The sequence below is a fragment of the Vibrio sagamiensis NBRC 104589 genome (assembly GCF_007990935.1).
Taxonomy (GTDB): Bacteria; Pseudomonadota; Gammaproteobacteria; order Enterobacterales; family Vibrionaceae; genus Vibrio; species Vibrio sagamiensis.
The window spans coordinates 1-17,494 of record NZ_BJXJ01000033.1; the positions used below are offsets into that span (position 1 = coordinate 1).

Below are 17,494 nucleotides of genomic sequence, written 5' to 3' on the forward strand. Positions count from 1 at the left end.
GGGATTAGCAAAGTCGCGTTTGTAAGCTCAATCTTTGTTATGTATCACATACAGTAGGAACCGTTTTGCCTAGGGGCTGAATGTGAAAGCCTCGTTGCTTAAGTAAATCAATAAGGTTGTCTTTGCCAATTAAATGAAGGCTGCCAACGACCAAGGTATAGTGACCATCTTTTTTGGAAAATATTTTCCCTGAATCGATTTTATTTGCCCAATCGCGATTGCGTGTGTAAAGGAAAGCATCATTAAACTCATCGCAGGTTTCTTGATGTTGGGTGATATTCTCGATGGTCTTTAAATCGCCATTCTTCCAGCTGTTTATTAAGCACTTAACTAAGCTTTGCCCATTTCTAAAGTCCTCCATTGAGGCAAGTAATAGCTCTTTGCCTCCATCATGTTGGTTAGCAATAAGATCTAACTGGAATTGGACAGTTTCTAAAGGAAGGAGCGGGACATCATTTTGCTCAGCAAGCTCGATTAAATGCATGTCGATGCCCTGTTCAGATTGATAGCCCAGCTTATTCACTAGCAATACCTCAATGGTCAGTGCCGCAGACCAAGGTGGGGAATCAAGCAGATTTTCCTCGTTTAGGCCAAATTCGCTTGCAATAGCTTTAAGGTGTGCACGTTGCTTTTTATCTAAAACCTGTCGAGCCAATAATCGTGGTTTTGGGGGAGTAATATTGTTTGCATCTCTTATATCGGCTTCTACGATGAGACCATCACTGTTCTTAAGGAAAGCTGTGACATTGGTTGGGAGTGGGTACATGCTATCATCACCTACGTGAATTGAACCAATGATCATGAGTTCTGTTTTGCCTTTTTTGGCAAGCCAATGTTGAGGTTGTGCATGAGCCGTATGAGTAATTAAAAGTAATATCAAAGCAGCTATATAAGATGGAAGTCGGAGCATATCTTGTTGAGCCTTAAAGTTAGTTATTTATCTAATAATATTTCACGTCAAAATCGTCATTTCCAGAAAAATTAGAAACTTTTAATAAAGTGTAATTGTGATCTATTCCACAAGATAGAGTGATACTTGGGATATCATAAAACGCAACACACATTTTCACGTGATCTAAATCTTATAAAACCACCATAAGTTAAGTTTATGTTGTGATCTTCGTCATATTAAACTTGTCAAAAAAATATTTCCGTTTTTGACGTTTATTATAAGATTATGAATTTGATGGATTTTTATAATTGTACCCACAGTGTAATTTGAAGTAGGTCACTCCTTATTTTTAATAATTTTACGCCTAGAATTAATGAGTTGTATTGTAGATGAAATTGTTAAGCGCATCGCGTTTTCGATGTGCATTTTTATCAGTTGCGGTTACACCCCTGACTTTTTAGGAAAAGTAAAATGTTTAAACCTAGTTTGATTGCTGTTTCTATTCTTGCGACATTAGCAGGTTGCACTTCACTACAAAATTCACAGCAGCAAGTAGTCGATACTCTTGCTGGTAATCTTGATATTAAATACGAGATGGTGACTAATCACGGCGTAAATGAAGGCCTTGCTTGTCAAGATATGGGTGCTGAATGGGCATCGTGTAATAAAGTAAACATGACTCTTGTTAATCAAGGTGAGGCAGTTGACTCAAAAGATTGGGCGATTTACTTCCATAGTATCCGTCTCATTCTGGATGTAGATAATGAGCAGTTCAACGTTTCTCGCGTAACGGGTGACCTACATAAGTTAGAACCGACAGACAAGTTTGATGGTTTTGCCGCAGGGGAGGAGATGGTACTTCCTCTGATTGCTGAGTACTGGCAATTATTCGAAACTGATTTCATGCCAGGTGCTTTCATTGCTGCGCCAGATGCAGAACCAAAGATGATTGCTTCTTTAAATACTGAAGATATTGCATCATTTGTTAAAGGCTTAGAAGGTAACCACCTAAAACGTACTCCAGACGATAATAATGTATTTGCTAATGCGGTATCTCGTTTTGAGAAAAACCAAGGCTTAGCGAAGCAAGATGTTTCAACGACTTTATTGCCAACACCAATGTTTGTTGAAGCAGAGAAAGGCAAGGTGAATATTTCGTCAGGTCTTGGATTGCCTAAAGATGCGTTCGATGCTACTCAATTTGCCGCTCTTGAAGATCGCGCAGAAGTGATTGGTATAGACGTAAAAGGTGATTTACCTGTCAGCGTTCAAATTTCACCAGCAAGCTTTAAAGGCGACATGGGCAAATCCGGTGCTTACGAAATGATCATCAAAGATAATGGTGTTTCGATCAAAGCCTTTGACCAAGCGGGCGCTTTCTATGCTGTACAATCCATCTTTGGTTTAGTCGATACCAACAATGTAGACACATTGCCACAACTGACAATTAAAGACGCTCCTCGTTTTGAATACCGTGGTGTCATGGTCGATGTAGCGCGTAACTTCCACTCAAAAGAAGCAATGCTTGCTACGTTAGACCAAATGGCTGCGTATAAAATGAATAAACTTCACCTGCACCTGACAGATGATGAAGGTTGGCGTTTAGAAATTCCTGGTCTTCCTGAGCTAACAGACATCGGTGCTAAACGTTGTTTTGATACTGAAGAGAAAAACTGTTTATTACCTCAGCTAGGTTCTGGCGCCACAACAGATAACTTTGGCTCTGGTCACTTTAGTAGAGAAGATTACGTCGATATCGTTAAGTATGCTAAAGCACGTAATATCGAAATCATTCCTGAAATCGATATGCCAGCTCACGCACGTGCTGCTGTTGTTTCAATGGAAGCACGTTATGACCGTTTGATGGCAGAAGGCAAAGAAACAGAAGCGAATGAATATCGCCTGATGGATCCAAAAGATACATCAAACGTGACAACCGTCCAGTTTTATGACAAGCAAAGCTTTATCAATCCATGTATGGAATCGTCGACTCGTTTTGTTGATAAGGTTATCTCAGAAGTGGCAGCGATGCATAAAGAGGCGGGCGCTCCTCTAACGACTTGGCACTTTGGTGGTGATGAAGCGAAAAACATTAAACTTGGCGCAGGTTTTCAAGATGTTAATGCTGAAGAGAAAACAAGTTGGAAAGGCGTTATTGACCTGTCTAAACAAGACAAACCATTTGCTCAGTCTCCGCAATGTCAGGTTTTGATTGATGATGGAACGGTGAGTGATTTTGCGCATTTACCAAGCCACTTTGCCGAACAAGTCTCTAAAATTGTTGCTCAAAAAGGCATTCCAAACTTTCAGGCATGGCAAGATGGCCTTAAGTACAGTGATGGTGCAGAAGCGTTTGCTACTAAAAATAAACGCGTAAATTTCTGGGATGTGTTGTACTGGGGAGGAACATCATCAGTATATAATTGGGCTAAGAAAGGTTATGACGTAATTATCTCTAATCCAGATTACGTTTACATGGACATGCCGTATGAAGTTGACCCGAAAGAGCGCGGTTATTACTGGGCAACACGTGCTACTGACACTCGTAAAATGTTTGGTTTTGCACCAGAAAATATGCCACAAAATGCAGAAACGTCTTTAGACCGTGATGGTAACGGTTTTACAGGTAAAGGTGAAATTGAGGCGAAACCTTTCTATGGCCTATCTGCGCAGCTTTGGTCCGAAACAGTACGCAATGATGAGCAATACGAGTATATGGTCTTCCCACGTGTGTTAGCGGCAGCTGAACGAGCATGGCACCGTGCGGATTGGGAAAACGGCTATAAAGTGGGTGTTGAATACTCTCAAGATACTAACTTGGTCGACAAAGCTTCTCTAAACCAAGACTACAATCGTTTTGCTAACGTATTGGGCCAAAGAGAACTGGCTAAGTTAGAAAAATCAGGTATCGACTATCGTTTACCAGTCCCTGGTGCGAAAATCGAAAACGGCATACTGGCAATGAATGTTCAGTTCCCAGGTGCTACACTGCAATACTCTCTAGATGGTAAGAATTGGCTGACTTATGCAGACAACGCTCGCCCAAATGTACAAGATGATGAAGTATTCATTCGTTCGATTTCTGCTTCTGGTGAGAAAGTAAGTCGCGTGACAAGTGTGAAGTAATTCCGTTAATCATGCACTAATACCATGGTTTTTTACTCAAACCCTCAACACCTGTTGAGGGTTTTGTTTATTTTTCCTGTAAAATAAGTGTGATCCATATCTGATTATCCATTAATTATTAGGAATCACGCTAATTACAAAAATAACAATATTGTGATCTCGAGTCTGATTATCTGTTTAAATTTTTGAATTAATAAGCTCAATATCACATTTTATTTTTTTGTAAATTCTCATCTTTCATTTCAACATACTGTATCCAATGACTTTTCTATTTTATTGGAAGTTGGATTTTGAGTTGGATCACCTTTTTTAATGATTAATTTCTCAATAGGGATAAAATTGCGCAGTATTGCTGTCGCTAGGAAGGCATATCCTAATGTTTGTAATGAGGAGGCAAGTGATAGCCCAATATCTTATTGCATAACGTAATAAATAAAGGCAGTAATATTATGAAAAATATTTTCGCACTCAGTGCACTTTCTCTTGTTTTCGCATCAAGCGCTTTTGCTGGTTCATCATATGTAACAGGTAATATCCAATTTCACGATGATGGTCGAATTCATGGTTCAGATATCACATCAACACTAGAAGCAGGACATACTTTCGATAACCAATTGGGCGGTTTCACGGTGTACTCTGAGTTTGACGGTATTCAATTAGGTAAGCTAGAAACAAAAAATGGTGGCGCAGGCAATACAACACCAGCCATCACTATCGGTGGTGAACAAGCATTCAATATCACTGATCAACTTTGGGTTGCAGCTGGCTACCAACACCTATTTTCTGCTGGTAAAACCATCCAATATCGTCCTTTGATCAAAATTGGTTACAATTTCGACAATGGTATTTCTCTAAGTAACCGTACTCGTGCACACATCGATGCGACTGACGCAGATGCAAAAACAGATTATCGTATGGATAACCGTATTGGTTACATGATGAATGAAGATGTTACATTGAGCTACAACAACATTTATTTGATTGAATCTGAGACTATGGATCATGAGCTACGTGCCACATGGACTCGTCAAGGAGTACAGCCATACGTCGAGTTTCGTAGTCAAGCACATGGTGCAGAAAATGCTAAAGGTGATAGTCTAGTAAATAATGCATTCTTAGTCGGCGCATCTTACGGTTTCTAATTTCATATCCATATTAACTGTCTAATTAGGTAAAGCCCAGTCGGTCGTCTACTGGGCTTTATTTTATTCGTCGTTACCTTTGTGGTCGCAATATTTGAATATTTGAATATTTGATTTTGGCCATTAAAAGCATAAACAGTGTAACTGTCACTTTCCTCTCCATGTTCCATACCCGGAGAACCGATTGGCATATCTGGTACCGTTAGGCCCTTTGCCTCTTTAGGTGGATCATCTAAAAAAGCTTTAATGTCTTCAGCTGGAATATGGCCTTCAAAGACATAACCATCGATTTCAGCCGTGTGACAAGAATATAAATTCGGATTGTTTAACCCTAATCGGCTTTTGACAGCATTCATGTTGTCGTGCAACTTTTCCGTGACTTTGAAGCCATTGGCTTCCATGTATTTACTCCAACCACCACAACAGCCACAATATGGGGATTTATGGTTAACAACATCAATAGTGAAAGCATTTACTGATACCGACATCAGTGTAGTGAAAAAATGTTTTGAACTTCATAAGATCCTCGAATAATCAATAGGTTTTAACTTACTCGAAAGCGTCGCAGCCTGTTAGCGTTACTGACCACAGTAATGGATGATAAGGCCATTGCCGCGCCTGCCACGACTGGACTAAATAAAAAGCCCAAAAATGGATACAGTATGCCAGCCGCAATCGGAATGCCTAAAGCATTATAAATAAAGGCGCCCAGCAAATTTTCTTTCATATTTCTGAGTGTTGCTCTCGAGAGTTGAATCGCATGTACCGCTGCCATCGGAGAAGTATTTAAGATGGTCATTTGGGCACTTTCAATGGCGACGTCGCTCCCACTGCCCATTGCGATTCCGAGATCGGCGATAGCGAGGGCTGGGGCATCATTAATTCCATCGCCAATCATGACAACGACATGTCCTTTTGCTTGCAATGATTGAACATGTTTTGCCTTCTCATCAGGTAACACCTGCGCGACAATATTATCCACGCCAAGCTCTTGCCCGATTGCGTGTGCGACGTGTTGGTTATCACCCGTGAGCATCACAGTAAGGATGCCTTGTTCTTGCAAAGCGCTGATCGCCTGCTTTGCGTCTGGCCTGATTGGATCAGCAATGGCGATAAGACCAATAAGCTGGTTATCTAAGGCGACAGCAACAGGTGTCCAAGCGTTGTGCGCGCAGTCGTCAATCACTTGATTCATTGGTGTAAGATCAATTGCTTGAGTTTGCATAAATTGCAGCGAACCAATATGAAGACGCTGTGACTGGTAAGTGGCTTGAATGCCCTGGCCTCGTAGGTTTTCGAAAGACTCCAATTGAATATTAGGGGTATTCTGGCTTTGAGCATAATCGCAAATGGCTTTGGCTAGCGGGTGCTCTGATTGACGCTCTGCAGCATAAGCAAGAGATAAGAGGCTTTCTTTACTGGTGTTATGAACAAAGACATCTTGAACACTTGGCTTGCCTTGTGTCAGAGTGCCGGTTTTATCAAACACAACCACATCCGCTTTACTGGCGAGTTGGAGTGCATCCGCATCTTTTATCAGAATGCCAAGTTCAGCGGCCTTACCAATACCAACAGTGACCGATAACGGAGTAGCTAAGCCCAGTGCGCATGGGCAGGCAATGATAAGTACCGTGGTGGCGACGACCAGCATGTAACTCGCTTTGGGCTCAGGTCCGACAAAATACCAAACTAGAGCGGAAAAAATCGCTATGCCGACCACCACAGGCACAAACACCGCTGAGATCTGATCCGCTAATTTGGCAATGGCAGGTTTGCTGCTCTGAGCGCTTCTAACCATACGAATAATGCGAGCTAGCATGGTGTCTGCTCCGACGCCTGTTGCTTCAATGATCAGGCTACCATCTGTATTCATGGTACCAGCGGAGACGGGATCTCCGAGTTTTTTTAATACTGGAATGGGTTCGCCCGTTAGCATGGATTCATCCAAATACGATTCTCCCTGCATAACTCTACCATCAACGGGGATTTTTTCTCCGGGCTTAATGCGTAATGTCATGCCAAGGATGATTTTGTCCACATCGATCACTTGATCGCCCTGAGAGGAGACCAACGTTGCTTGCTGAGGTTGGAGGTTAATCAGTGCTTGCAATGAACGCGTCGTATTGGCTTTTGCTTTGGCTTCGATAAAGTGACCCAGTGAGATTAATCCGATGATCATTGCACTGGCTTCAAAGTAAACGTGGCGCGAAGGCTCAGGAAACCATTGAGGGAAGAGCACCACAAGCATTGAATAAAACCAAGCCGTACCTGTCCCTAATGCGACAAGCGTATCCATGGTGGCTCGTTTATGGGTAGCAGCTAGCCATGCGTTTGCAAAGAAAAAGCGACCTGCAGTAGCCAGCAAAAGTAAACAGAGCAAACCAATCAGCCCCCAAGCTATTTGGTCATTGACGCTTTTCACCATCATATTGCCACCCAAAATACCCCACAGCATGAGAGGGGCTCCAACGAGGAGACCTGCAAGTGCATCCTTTTTAAAACGCTGTTGCTGGATTTTTTGCTGTTGTATTTGCTTCTCTTGTTGGGTTGCAGCATCTTGAAGCACTTCAGCGTGGTAGCCAGCTTGGCTAACGGCAGCAATAAGAGATTTTTCTATTTTTTCATCGTCTTGACTCACTTCGACCAGAGCACTTTGTTCTGCGAGGTTCACTTGTGCTTTTTCAACGTTAGTGACACTGAGTAATGCACCTTCCACGGAGGAAACACAACTGGCACAGGTCATCCCTTGAATTAATAAATGTAATTGAACGTTGTTATTGGTTGAGACAGCGTTTTCTGAGAAATCCGACATTGACGCAGAAGTGTGGGCTGTGGCAGATGAAATGCAACTTGAAGATGCGGGATCCTCTGTTGATGCACTGGTAGGATGCGCTAACCCAGAACAGAGTGATAGTGAATCTTCTGAATTAGGCGCTTGCGTCAGCGTGGCATGGTAGCCAAGCGAGCTGACAAGTTCGATCACCTGTTGAGCGGATGATAAGGTGGTAATGTTAAGTTGTGAGGTCGATAATCGAAAGTCGATGATGCCTTGTTGTGTGTTAAGCAGCGACGTTAGTTTGCGGACGCAGTGTTGGCAACTGAGGCCACTTAATTGAAATTGATAGTGGTAGCCTGCTTGATAACCCAGAGATGAAATGGTTTGGGCAATGTCCAATAAGGTGGCATCGGTTTTGAGTTCAAGCCGGGTCGGTGAGGCATCGATTATCTCGATCGTGTGTTTGGAGCGCAGTGTCTTTTCAAGCTTTTTCACACATCCCATGCAGCTAAGGCCGGACATGGGCACAACGAATTGATGCATAATTTATCCTCAGTAAAGTTAATAGATCGACTTTAAACCTTCCCTCTAGGGGAAGGTCAAGTGTCTTATTCGTGATGCTTAACCAATAGACTGAATGAGCATAGCTTGATTTGATGACATCGAGGTATTTTGCTGTCAAAGCGATTGTAGTATTAACTTACGATGTTAGAATGACGCCAATTTTATCCTGAACATTACCGCGAGAGCTCTCTCGTTACTCATTACCCTAAGGAACTCACATGACGGTTAAAACTCGTTTTGCTCCTAGCCCAACTGGCTACCTACATGTTGGTGGTGCACGAACTGCACTTTACTCTTGGCTATATGCTAAAAACCAAGGTGGTGAATTCGTTCTGCGTATCGAAGATACTGACCTTGAGCGTAACTCTCAGGAAGCCGTTGATGCGATCCTAGAAGGAATGAAATGGTTAGGTTTAGAGTGGAATGAAGGCCCTTATTACCAGACCCAACGTTTTGAACGCTACAACGAGATGGTTGAGAAACTGTTGGCAGAAGACAAAGCTTACAAATGTTACGCGTCTAAAGAGCTATTGGATGAAGTGCGTGCAGAGCAAGAAGCTAACAAAGAAATGCCGCGTTATGATGCGAATCATCCAAAAATTAAAGCGGCTAACGAAGCGGCACAAGAGGGTGACCCATGTGTGATTCGTTTCCGTAACCCGAAAGAAGGCAGCGTTGTATTTGATGACCAAATTCGTGGTCGTATCGAAATTAGCAATACACAAATGGATGATTTAATCATTCGCCGTACTGACGGCTCGCCAACGTACAACTTCTGTGTTGTGGTTGATGACTGGGATATGGGTATTACGCATGTTGTGCGTGGTGAAGACCACATCAATAACACACCACGTCAGATCAACATCTACGAAGCGTTAGGCGCACCAGTCCCTACGTTTGCTCACTGTGCAATGATCCTAGGTGATGATGGTGCAAAACTATCTAAACGCCACGGTGCAGTGTCGGTAATGCAATATCGCGATATGGGTTACCTGCCAGCAGCATTAAATAACTACTTAGTGCGTCTTGGTTGGTCTCATGGTGACCAAGAGATTTTCTCTGAGCAAGAGATGATCGATCTGTTCAGCCTAAATGCAGTATCGAAGTCTGCATCAGCATTCAACACCGATAAGCTGCAGTGGTTGAACAACCATTATATCAAGAGCTCAGATCCAGCATATGTTGCGGAACATCTTCAATGGCACCTAGATCAGCAGCAGCTAGACGTTACAAGTGGTCCTGCTATCACAGAAGTGATTAAGCTGGTGGGTGAGCGTTGTAATACGTTGGTTGAGCTGACTGAGCAAATTCGTTATTTCTACGAAGATTTTGCGGAATTTGAAGCCGGCGCAGCGAAAAAACACTTGCGCGGTGTGGCAAAAGAGCCCCTAGAACTAGCACTTGCCAAAGCAGAAGCGTTAACAGAGTGGACGACCGAAAACATTAAATCCGGTGTGATTGCCGCTGTTTGTGAAGAGTTAGATATTGGTATGGGTAAAATCGGCATGCCATTACGCGTAGCGGTAACTGGCGGCGGCCAGTCTCCTTCTGTTGATGCCGTGATGGAACTGATTGGTAAAGAGCGCTGTATTGCTCGTATCAAGATGGCGCTTGAATTTATCGCTGAGCGTGAAGCTAACGCCTAACTGCTGCTAGATTTAAAGTGAACTGCATAGAAAACCGCAAGATGAACCTCGTTAGTCTTGCGGTTTTTTTGTATATTATTTGAGGTCAATACTCTGTAGGCGCCCCATAAAACTCAATAGCTCTAGATTGTCTTTATGTACTTCGAGTAATGCTTTTTTAGTTTGCATGTAAGCAGCCAGCTTACCGTACTTATTGATTGAGCGTACAATCGTCTTGTATTTGTACTCTCCATGCTCGTCAAACTCACGCCACTTAGCGATATAACAGGCATCTCGATTATCTGGATTCTCCAACGTTGGGTTTGGCTTATGGACAATCTTCGGTTCAACGCTATGCGGAAGGCGAGTCATTAGAAACGGGTCTTTTAATAGTCTAGGCCAAAACTTACCCCACATATCTTTGCCCAATTCATTGCGAAGCTGAATGGCTTTCTTGAGCCCTTTTTCTTCGCCGATACGGACATATCCGACAGAACGGTGCAATACCGTATCGTCGGGAGTATGGATATGAATTTTAAAAGCCGTTTTTCCTTTCGAGATAAAACGATGGCCAGTGTTGGTGATTAAATTGCTCTTAGACATAGTTTTTGTTAACAATTTTGTCATTTTGTGATGGTAAGTAAAACTCATCCATAATTAAAGTATAAAACTTCAATTTGTATACCTAAGAATGTCGAAATGTGTTGTTCCCCCTGAATTCATATTCGTTTAAAGCGTGTGACGTACTCGATGAGTTGCTTAGCTGGAGAAGACTAAAGTGCCAATGTCTACTCAAAATTATGGTTAAAAACCATTTCTTGAACGAAATATATGACTTTGAATTGTTCACCTAATGGTGACTTGGGGGAAAGATATAGAGATGAGCTGGCTAAAAAACGCTCTTTAGAGCAGAGTAGCGTATCACGTTGATTCTTTGAAATTAGAAATGATCAAAACCTATTTGCTAAGTTGAACATTAATTACTATTTAATGATTAATTTAAAATAATAAGCAATCCTTAATTTAGCTGTGTCTTTATATTAGTGGTGATTTTTTTATTTATTAAATTTAAACATTTTCAATAATATTAAAAAGCCAAATTAAAGTTATCTTTATAATTACTAAATTACTAAATTACTAAATTACTAAATTAGATTTGGTTGAATGTTTGGCTTTGCAATTATGTGTTGGATGTTTTTTTAATACAAAATGTTAAATAATAATCTTTCTTTTTTAATTACTGTTTGGTTTTTTTTATTGTTTGGTAAGTAAATTAACCGACTTATTGATGTTTTTGATAGTAAATCTGCTGAGTTCGGTCTCTTTTTATAAATAAAAATATTGATTATTTGCTACTAAAAATAAGATTATCTTTAGCGAGAAGTAAATTCTCACAGGACGAAAATTAAATTTAGGAAATAAATATATGACTTCAACAATGAAAAAATCCAGTATCGCGCTGCTTGTCATGTCTGCTCTTTCTGCAGGCTCTGTTTGGGCAGATCCTTGGGATGTTACAACCATCGTTGAAAATCAAACAGAGGCTGGGACTGATAGCGCAGTTCATGTCACAATCAATGCAAATGGCCAGTCAAGCTCAGAAATTAAGCTGAGCAACCGTCACTCAGTTGAAGGAAGTACTAACAACTTCCAAAGAGGAGAAATGGAAACCTATGCTGGCCTTACTCCTTCAATTGATGAAATGAAAGCTATAGAGAGCTTGACTTTCAGAGTCGGAAAAGATGCTCTGAAGCTTGATAAAACGTGGATTCGAAACAGCCTTGGACACACTTATATCTGGGATGCTTATCAGAAAATAGAGAACGGGAGTGTGACAATTTCTGTTGAACCAATGGGTGATGGTAGTTTTGTACCAAAAAGCGATACCTATCAACGTCTTGAAGTTAAGTTAAAAGTTCGCAATGAGTCAAATGCAGGAACCTCGAATAATGTTTATGTTCAGTTCTTCGATAAATATGGTCTTTCATCACCTTTAAAACTATTGACAAGTGATATTAGTAGAAACGAGACACAGACAGTTCAAATTGATACAGGTATTAAACTTGGACAAATTGATCGCGCTGTTCTTGTAAAAAGTGGTAAAAATGGCTTGAAAGCTGAATGGCTCGAGGTTAAACCTGTTTCGTCAGAGGGCTGGGATTTAGATGATGCTTACTTATCTCACTTTGATTTTGGTCCAATCATGGACGGTAATCAAAAATGGCAAGAACCTAAGAAAAACAATTCAGAAAGTCAGCCTGAACCAGCACCTCAACCTGAAGACCAGCCTTTTGCTGTTTATTTCAAGAATGAAACAGAGATTAATAGTGTCCAGGCTAAAATAGAAACTGATCAGGACTCGAATATTTTAGCTGGGCAGGGTCCTAGTATTACTAAGCATATGGCTTATACTTTGGATCAGGATTCTGATGTATTGAATGGTGGTTACGATCAAGTTCGTCAGGTTGCTTTCAACATCAATGGAGAGCCAGTTAATTGTGGTGATATCCAGTTATCAGGGAACCAGATGGTAAGGCTTTTTAAAGATTTCTCTGGCTCATTGAAGTGCGACACATCTGTACTTAAAAATGCTGTAATTATATCAAACCCATCTCATGGAGATGCAACAACGGTAATTAATGAAGTAGGTGATTGGGCGGGTGGCTATATAAATACAGGTTTATCCCGAGTCTTAGATGAAAATGATAAATTCATAGACGCACTAAATATTGATGTTGGCGATGCCATGAATGTAGGTGTTCAAGCTGAGGGATATACTAAAGTATGTGCTAACGAGCATACTTACACTGGTATTGCACGATTTGAATTTGATGGCCAAGTTTGTCAAGAAGTTAAATAAGATTTAGTACATAAAAATACATACCCTTTAAGGGTATGTATTTTTTATTTTGAGTATCTTATATGTCTAAGTAATTAAGATATGAATCAAACGTCATCCCTATATTTTTGCAAATAAATATAGAGCCAAAACTAACCTAATTCATTTACGGGTTACTCTTGTGAAGAAGACTTTAATTAATGAATTATTATTGACGAGTTTAATATGATAAAAAAAATATTATTGCCACTTCTTGTGAGCATTCCACAAGTCTCTTTTGCTGAGTATAATATCCATTTGATAAATAATACCGGTAAAATTTTAACTTTTGATGGTGGAGTTGATTCCTTGATTAGTGGCTGTAGAGTGCCAGATTCTGGTGAATATCAAGCTGAGGAAGGTGAAATCGCTCCTTTTGAGTCAAAAAAAATATTTGAAAACGATTTTAATTATTGGTCAAGTAACGAAAAATACTGCTACTACACTATGATCACTGATCCTGAATCTAAGGATCAGATGAAGTTGTATTGGGAAGTGATCTCAAAAAGCCTTGTTAAAGCTGAGTTTACTAAAGCAGGTTTTAAGGTTAAAAACAGTGGTGATAACGCTGTTTTTTTTGAGTCAAAGCCAGAGACGTCATCCACTGAAAATAATGTTGTCCTTTACAAAGAAGATAACATCACATTTAGTAACGATGAAGATAGATTCTCAGTTTACTCTGTAGTGGTTGATGATACTTCTGAGCTTATGCAAAAAATTGATGATGTATATTTTGTGATAGAATCTGAGTCTTCAGCTAAAAAATTCAACAGGGAAAGTTCTGGCAACACGCTCACTAGTTTGTCGTACAACGTTAAGGTGTGGCCTCCTTACTCTGGTGTTGTCGAGGCAGCTGGCGGTATTTACGATAATAAGTACCAAGAAAGATCCAAGCTTATAGGAGATCTTTCCAATGGTTATGACATTGTTGCTTACCAAGAGTTCTTCGATCGTTGTGAACGCTTACGAATGATTGAGGATATGAAAGCCTCAGGAGAGTACCCTTATTCTGTGGATGCGATTGGTTCAGGTCGACCATGTGATTACAAAGTTAATCTGAGCGGAAGTGAAGTGTTAAGTAGCGGTGTTTTACTATTGAGTCATTGGCCAATAGTTGAAAGTGAACAAAGAGAGTTTTCTCAAAGCAGTGGTACCGATGCTATGGCTAGAAAAGGAATTACTTATGCCAAAGTAGATAAAAATGGCAGCATCTTCCATGTTTTTGCTACACATACTCAAGCGGGACAGGGGGAAGATGAGCGAAACATTAGAAAAGCACAGTTCACAGAGCTCGTTAACTATATTAATGAAAAAGCAAAGAGTGCCACAGACCGTGTCATAGTCCTCGGGGATCTTAACGTAGATTTGATGGCATGTCAGACGTCGGGTAATTGTGATGAGTTTAATAATACCGTAGGCCGAATTAGCCATTCTGAAAGCATAAATTGGAGCAATAATGACATCATTCCTTTTTCTTTGGATGGTAGCAAAAATACAATGATGTCTGGAGATGAGACAAGTAAGAAAAAATACCTCGACTATATTCTTTATCATAAAGACTTTAGCTTACCTTCATCAGCTGAGAATCGCCTGAGAATTATGCGAGGGCTAAATTCAGAGAAGATGTACAGCGACAAAAGCGATTCCCTTAAGAATACTATAGGTAGAATTGATCTCTCAGATCATTTTGCAATTGAATCGAAAGCCGTCTTTAACTAATAATTTAGGGCTTGCTGTAACTCTCCGTTACTAATACGGATGTTGAGGTTAATTGGGTATATATGGGGTGGCCGTTTGGTCACCCTTTTTGGTATCACTCATTTTTGTCTCGTTAGGAAAAGGTCATTCGTTGGGATCTGACTTGGCAGTAATGACTGAATAAGATTTATTTGTGCGGATTTTTCTCAAAAGTACCATTTTCAATCTACACTGATTTTGCAAAATCAAATGATAGGGAATTGTGATGAAATCTGTCGATAAATCAAACAATAAGGGGATAAGCATTTTTGCGTTAGCAATGCTTAATATCGTTGCTGTTGTCAGCCTGAGGGGATTGCCCGCAGAAGCGGAATATGGATTAAGCTCCATCTTCTACTACATCTTTGCGGCGATTGTTTTTCTAGTACCAGTTTCTCTTGTCGCCGCTGAGCTTGCAACCGGGTGGTCTGAAAAAGGAGGTGTTTTTCGTTGGGTCGGTGAGGCTTTTGGACCTCGATTAGCCTTCTTAGCGGTATTCTTATTGTGGATTGAAGTGACGGTTTGGTTTCCAACGGTCTTGACTTTTGGTGCGGTATCATTGGCTTATATCGGGCCAGACCAGAGCTGGGATCAAGCACTGTCGGAGAACAAGTTTTTTGTCTTAGCGATCGTATTGGCCATTTATTGGTTTGCAACCTTCGTCGGCTTAAAAGGGACAGAAGCTTTTGCCAAAGTGGCGAAATGGGGGGGCTTAATTGGCACGATTATCCCTGGGGTTGTTCTTATCATTCTTGGCTTTTCTTACCTTCTTTCTGGTAACACTCCTCAAGTTGAGCTGGGCTGGGATGAATTGATCCCTGATTTTTCAAACTTTAATAACGTGGTTCTTGCCGCCAGTATCTTTCTGTTTTATGCAGGGATGGAAATGAATGCCATCCATGTTAAAGAGGTCAAAAATCCCGGCAGAAATTATCCGATTGCGATTGGTATTTCCTCTATTGGTACCGTTGCGATCTTTGTATTAGGGACATTGGCGATTGCATTTGTGATTCCTCAAAAAGACATCAGTCTTACCCAAGGCCTCTTAGTGGCCTATAAACAAATGTTTGTTTGGGCAGGTATTGGCTGGGCATCCCCAATCATTGCGGTGTGTTTAGCGTTTGGTGTACTTGCTGGTGTTGTGAGCTGGGTAGCAGGGCCATCAAGCGCATTATTAGTGGTGGCAAAAGGGGGGTACTTACCAAGGTTTTGGCAACATACCAATAGTAAGGGAATGGCAACACATATCATGCTGGCTCAGGCAGTGATTGTCACCTTCCTTTCTGTGATATTTGTGGTGTTACCGTCGGTTCAAGCGGCCTATCAAATCTTAAGTCAATTGACCGTTATCCTTTATCTCATCATGTATCTATTGATGTTTTCTGCTGCCATTTATCTGCGTTACAGCCAACCTAATCGACCACGCACCTATAAGATCCCTGGTGGTGACCTTGGGATGTGGTTTGTGGGTGGATTAGGTTTTGTTGGTGCGTTAACAGCCTTCTTATTCTCCTTTATTCCTCCTGCTCAAGTTGCGGTCGGTAGTCCAACCTTGTTTGTTTCAATTTTGGTTGTTCTTGCTGCAATTTTTGTTGCGATTCCATTTTTAATCTTCCGAGCCCGCAAACCTTACTGGAAGGATCCTCAAGAGACGGATTTTGCGCCATTTACTTGGGAGCTAGAAAATACGCATCCTGGTGTGATTAATCACTCTGATGTGCATGTCCATCAATTAGCAGACAGTAAAGCGTAGTGGAGGCGACGATGAATCAGATATTACACAATATGATGGAAAACGCTTTTGAGCAGTATAAAGGTGTCGATGATGGGGACAATGCTTCCTATATTCCTTGTTTGGCTCAAGTCCCGGCAGAGTTAGCTGGGTTATGTTTTGTGTCGGTGAGCGGAGAAATTATTTCGTTTGGTGATGCCGATTATAAGTTCGCTATAGAATCGATTTCTAAAATCATCACCCTAGCTTTGGCTCTGAATCAACATGGAAGCGAAGATCTGCGAGAGAAAATAGGAGCCGATGCAACCGGATTACCTTTTAACTCAGTGATGGCGTTAGAACTTCATAATGGTAAGCCATTAAGCCCTCTGGTAAACGCGGGAGCGATGGCAACGGTTAGTATGATTCACGCCTCTGATAGAGAAGACCGATGGCATCAAATTCTTACGATGCAATCGATGATGGCGGGGAGTGATATTGAATTGTCTGTGCAGGTAAATCAGTCTGAACAGGAGACGAATACACACAACAAAGCGATTGCTTTACTACTGCAAGCCTCGCAGTGTATGTATTCCGATCCACTAGAAGTTTGTGATGTGTATACCCGACAATGTTCAACCTTGTTTAACTGTGTTGAACTTGCCACTGTGGGCGCATGTTTAGCAAACGGTGGAGTTAATCCTGTTACCACTGAAAAAGTTATCAAACACAACCTTGTTGCCGGGGTTTTATCTCAAATGATGACAGAGGGTTTATATGAAAAAAGTGGAGATTGGGGATTTGAAGTCGGATTGCCGAGTAAAAGTGGTGTCGGTGGTGGGTTAGTCTCCGTCATCCCAAATGTCGGTGCACTCGCGGCGTTTTCCCCACCATTGGATGCGGCAGGTAACAGTGTAAGAGGGCAATTAATGATCAAATCTATTGCTAATCAAATGGGATGGAATGTGTTTAATACTGTCGTGGCACAGTAATAAAAACGCTCTTCGTTATTTTATGAGGAGTCACACTTATGCCTTGGTTTC

10 protein-coding genes and 1 pseudogene are annotated in these 17,494 nt (G+C 41.1%); 7 read left to right on the plus strand and 4 right to left on the minus strand.

What is annotated here, in order from left to right; genetic code table 11:
• Nucleotides 1-37 precede the first annotated feature (37 nt).
• A complete protein-coding gene (locus VSA01S_RS14730) occupies nucleotides 38-910 on the minus strand; it encodes a TraB/GumN family protein (RefSeq protein WP_039982460.1) in 873 nt (290 codons plus the stop codon).
• Between the two features lie 453 nt (nucleotides 911-1,363).
• Between VSA01S_RS14730 and VSA01S_RS14735 the strand changes: the two genes are divergently transcribed.
• On the plus strand, nucleotides 1,364-4,018 hold the full coding sequence (locus VSA01S_RS14735) for a beta-N-acetylhexosaminidase (RefSeq protein WP_039982461.1): 2,655 nt from the start codon (nucleotides 1,364-1,366) through the stop codon (nucleotides 4,016-4,018).
• 449 nt (nucleotides 4,019-4,467) lie between these two features.
• Entirely contained in the window at nucleotides 4,468-5,160 is a 693-nt protein-coding gene (locus VSA01S_RS14740) for an oligogalacturonate-specific porin KdgM family protein (RefSeq protein ID WP_039982462.1), read from the plus strand.
• A 63-nt stretch (nucleotides 5,161-5,223) separates the two neighbouring features.
• Here VSA01S_RS14740 and VSA01S_RS14745 read toward each other — a convergent pair.
• Nucleotides 5,224-5,648, minus strand: a pseudogene (locus VSA01S_RS14745) (DUF411 domain-containing protein).
• A gap of 56 nt (nucleotides 5,649-5,704) precedes the next feature.
• A complete protein-coding gene (locus VSA01S_RS14750; RefSeq protein WP_039982463.1) occupies nucleotides 5,705-8,479 on the minus strand; it encodes a heavy metal translocating P-type ATPase in 2,775 nt (924 codons plus the stop codon).
• A 239-nt stretch (nucleotides 8,480-8,718) separates the two neighbouring features.
• Here VSA01S_RS14750 and gltX point away from each other — a divergent pair, with 239 nt between their 5' ends.
• Nucleotides 8,719-10,146, plus strand: coding sequence for a glutamate--tRNA ligase (gltX, locus tag VSA01S_RS14755; RefSeq protein ID WP_039982464.1), 1,428 nt, complete (start codon nucleotides 8,719-8,721; stop codon nucleotides 10,144-10,146).
• Between the two features lie 75 nt (nucleotides 10,147-10,221).
• On the opposite strand, the gene VSA01S_RS14760 is transcribed toward gltX, so the two are convergent.
• Nucleotides 10,222-10,728 (minus strand): hypothetical protein, encoded by a 507-nt coding sequence (locus tag VSA01S_RS14760; RefSeq protein ID WP_039982467.1) that lies wholly within the window; start codon nucleotides 10,726-10,728, stop codon nucleotides 10,222-10,224.
• Between the two features lie 823 nt (nucleotides 10,729-11,551).
• Between VSA01S_RS14760 and VSA01S_RS14765 the strand changes: the two genes are divergently transcribed.
• The 4 genes from VSA01S_RS14765 to glsA all read left to right on the plus strand — a co-directional run bounded on the left by VSA01S_RS14765 (nucleotide 11,552) and on the right by glsA (nucleotide 17,443).
• Nucleotides 11,552-12,985 (plus strand): PLAT/LH2 domain-containing protein, encoded by a 1,434-nt coding sequence (locus VSA01S_RS14765; RefSeq protein WP_039981946.1) that lies wholly within the window; start codon nucleotides 11,552-11,554, stop codon nucleotides 12,983-12,985.
• A 204-nt stretch (nucleotides 12,986-13,189) separates the two neighbouring features.
• A complete protein-coding gene (locus VSA01S_RS14770; protein ID WP_039981947.1) occupies nucleotides 13,190-14,722 on the plus strand; it encodes a sphingomyelin phosphodiesterase in 1,533 nt (510 codons plus the stop codon).
• Nucleotides 14,723-14,966: 244 nt separating this feature from the next.
• Nucleotides 14,967-16,493: a glutamine/gamma-aminobutyrate antiporter GadC gene (gene gadC, locus VSA01S_RS14775; protein WP_039981948.1), complete on the plus strand. Its 1,527-nt coding sequence runs from the start codon at nucleotides 14,967-14,969 to the stop codon at nucleotides 16,491-16,493.
• 11 nt (nucleotides 16,494-16,504) lie between these two features.
• Nucleotides 16,505-17,443 carry a glutaminase A gene (glsA, locus tag VSA01S_RS14780; protein ID WP_039981949.1) on the plus strand — a complete coding sequence of 313 codons (939 nt, stop codon included), beginning with the start codon at nucleotides 16,505-16,507 and terminating at the stop codon, nucleotides 17,441-17,443.
• Nucleotides 17,444-17,494: the final 51 nt, after the last annotated feature.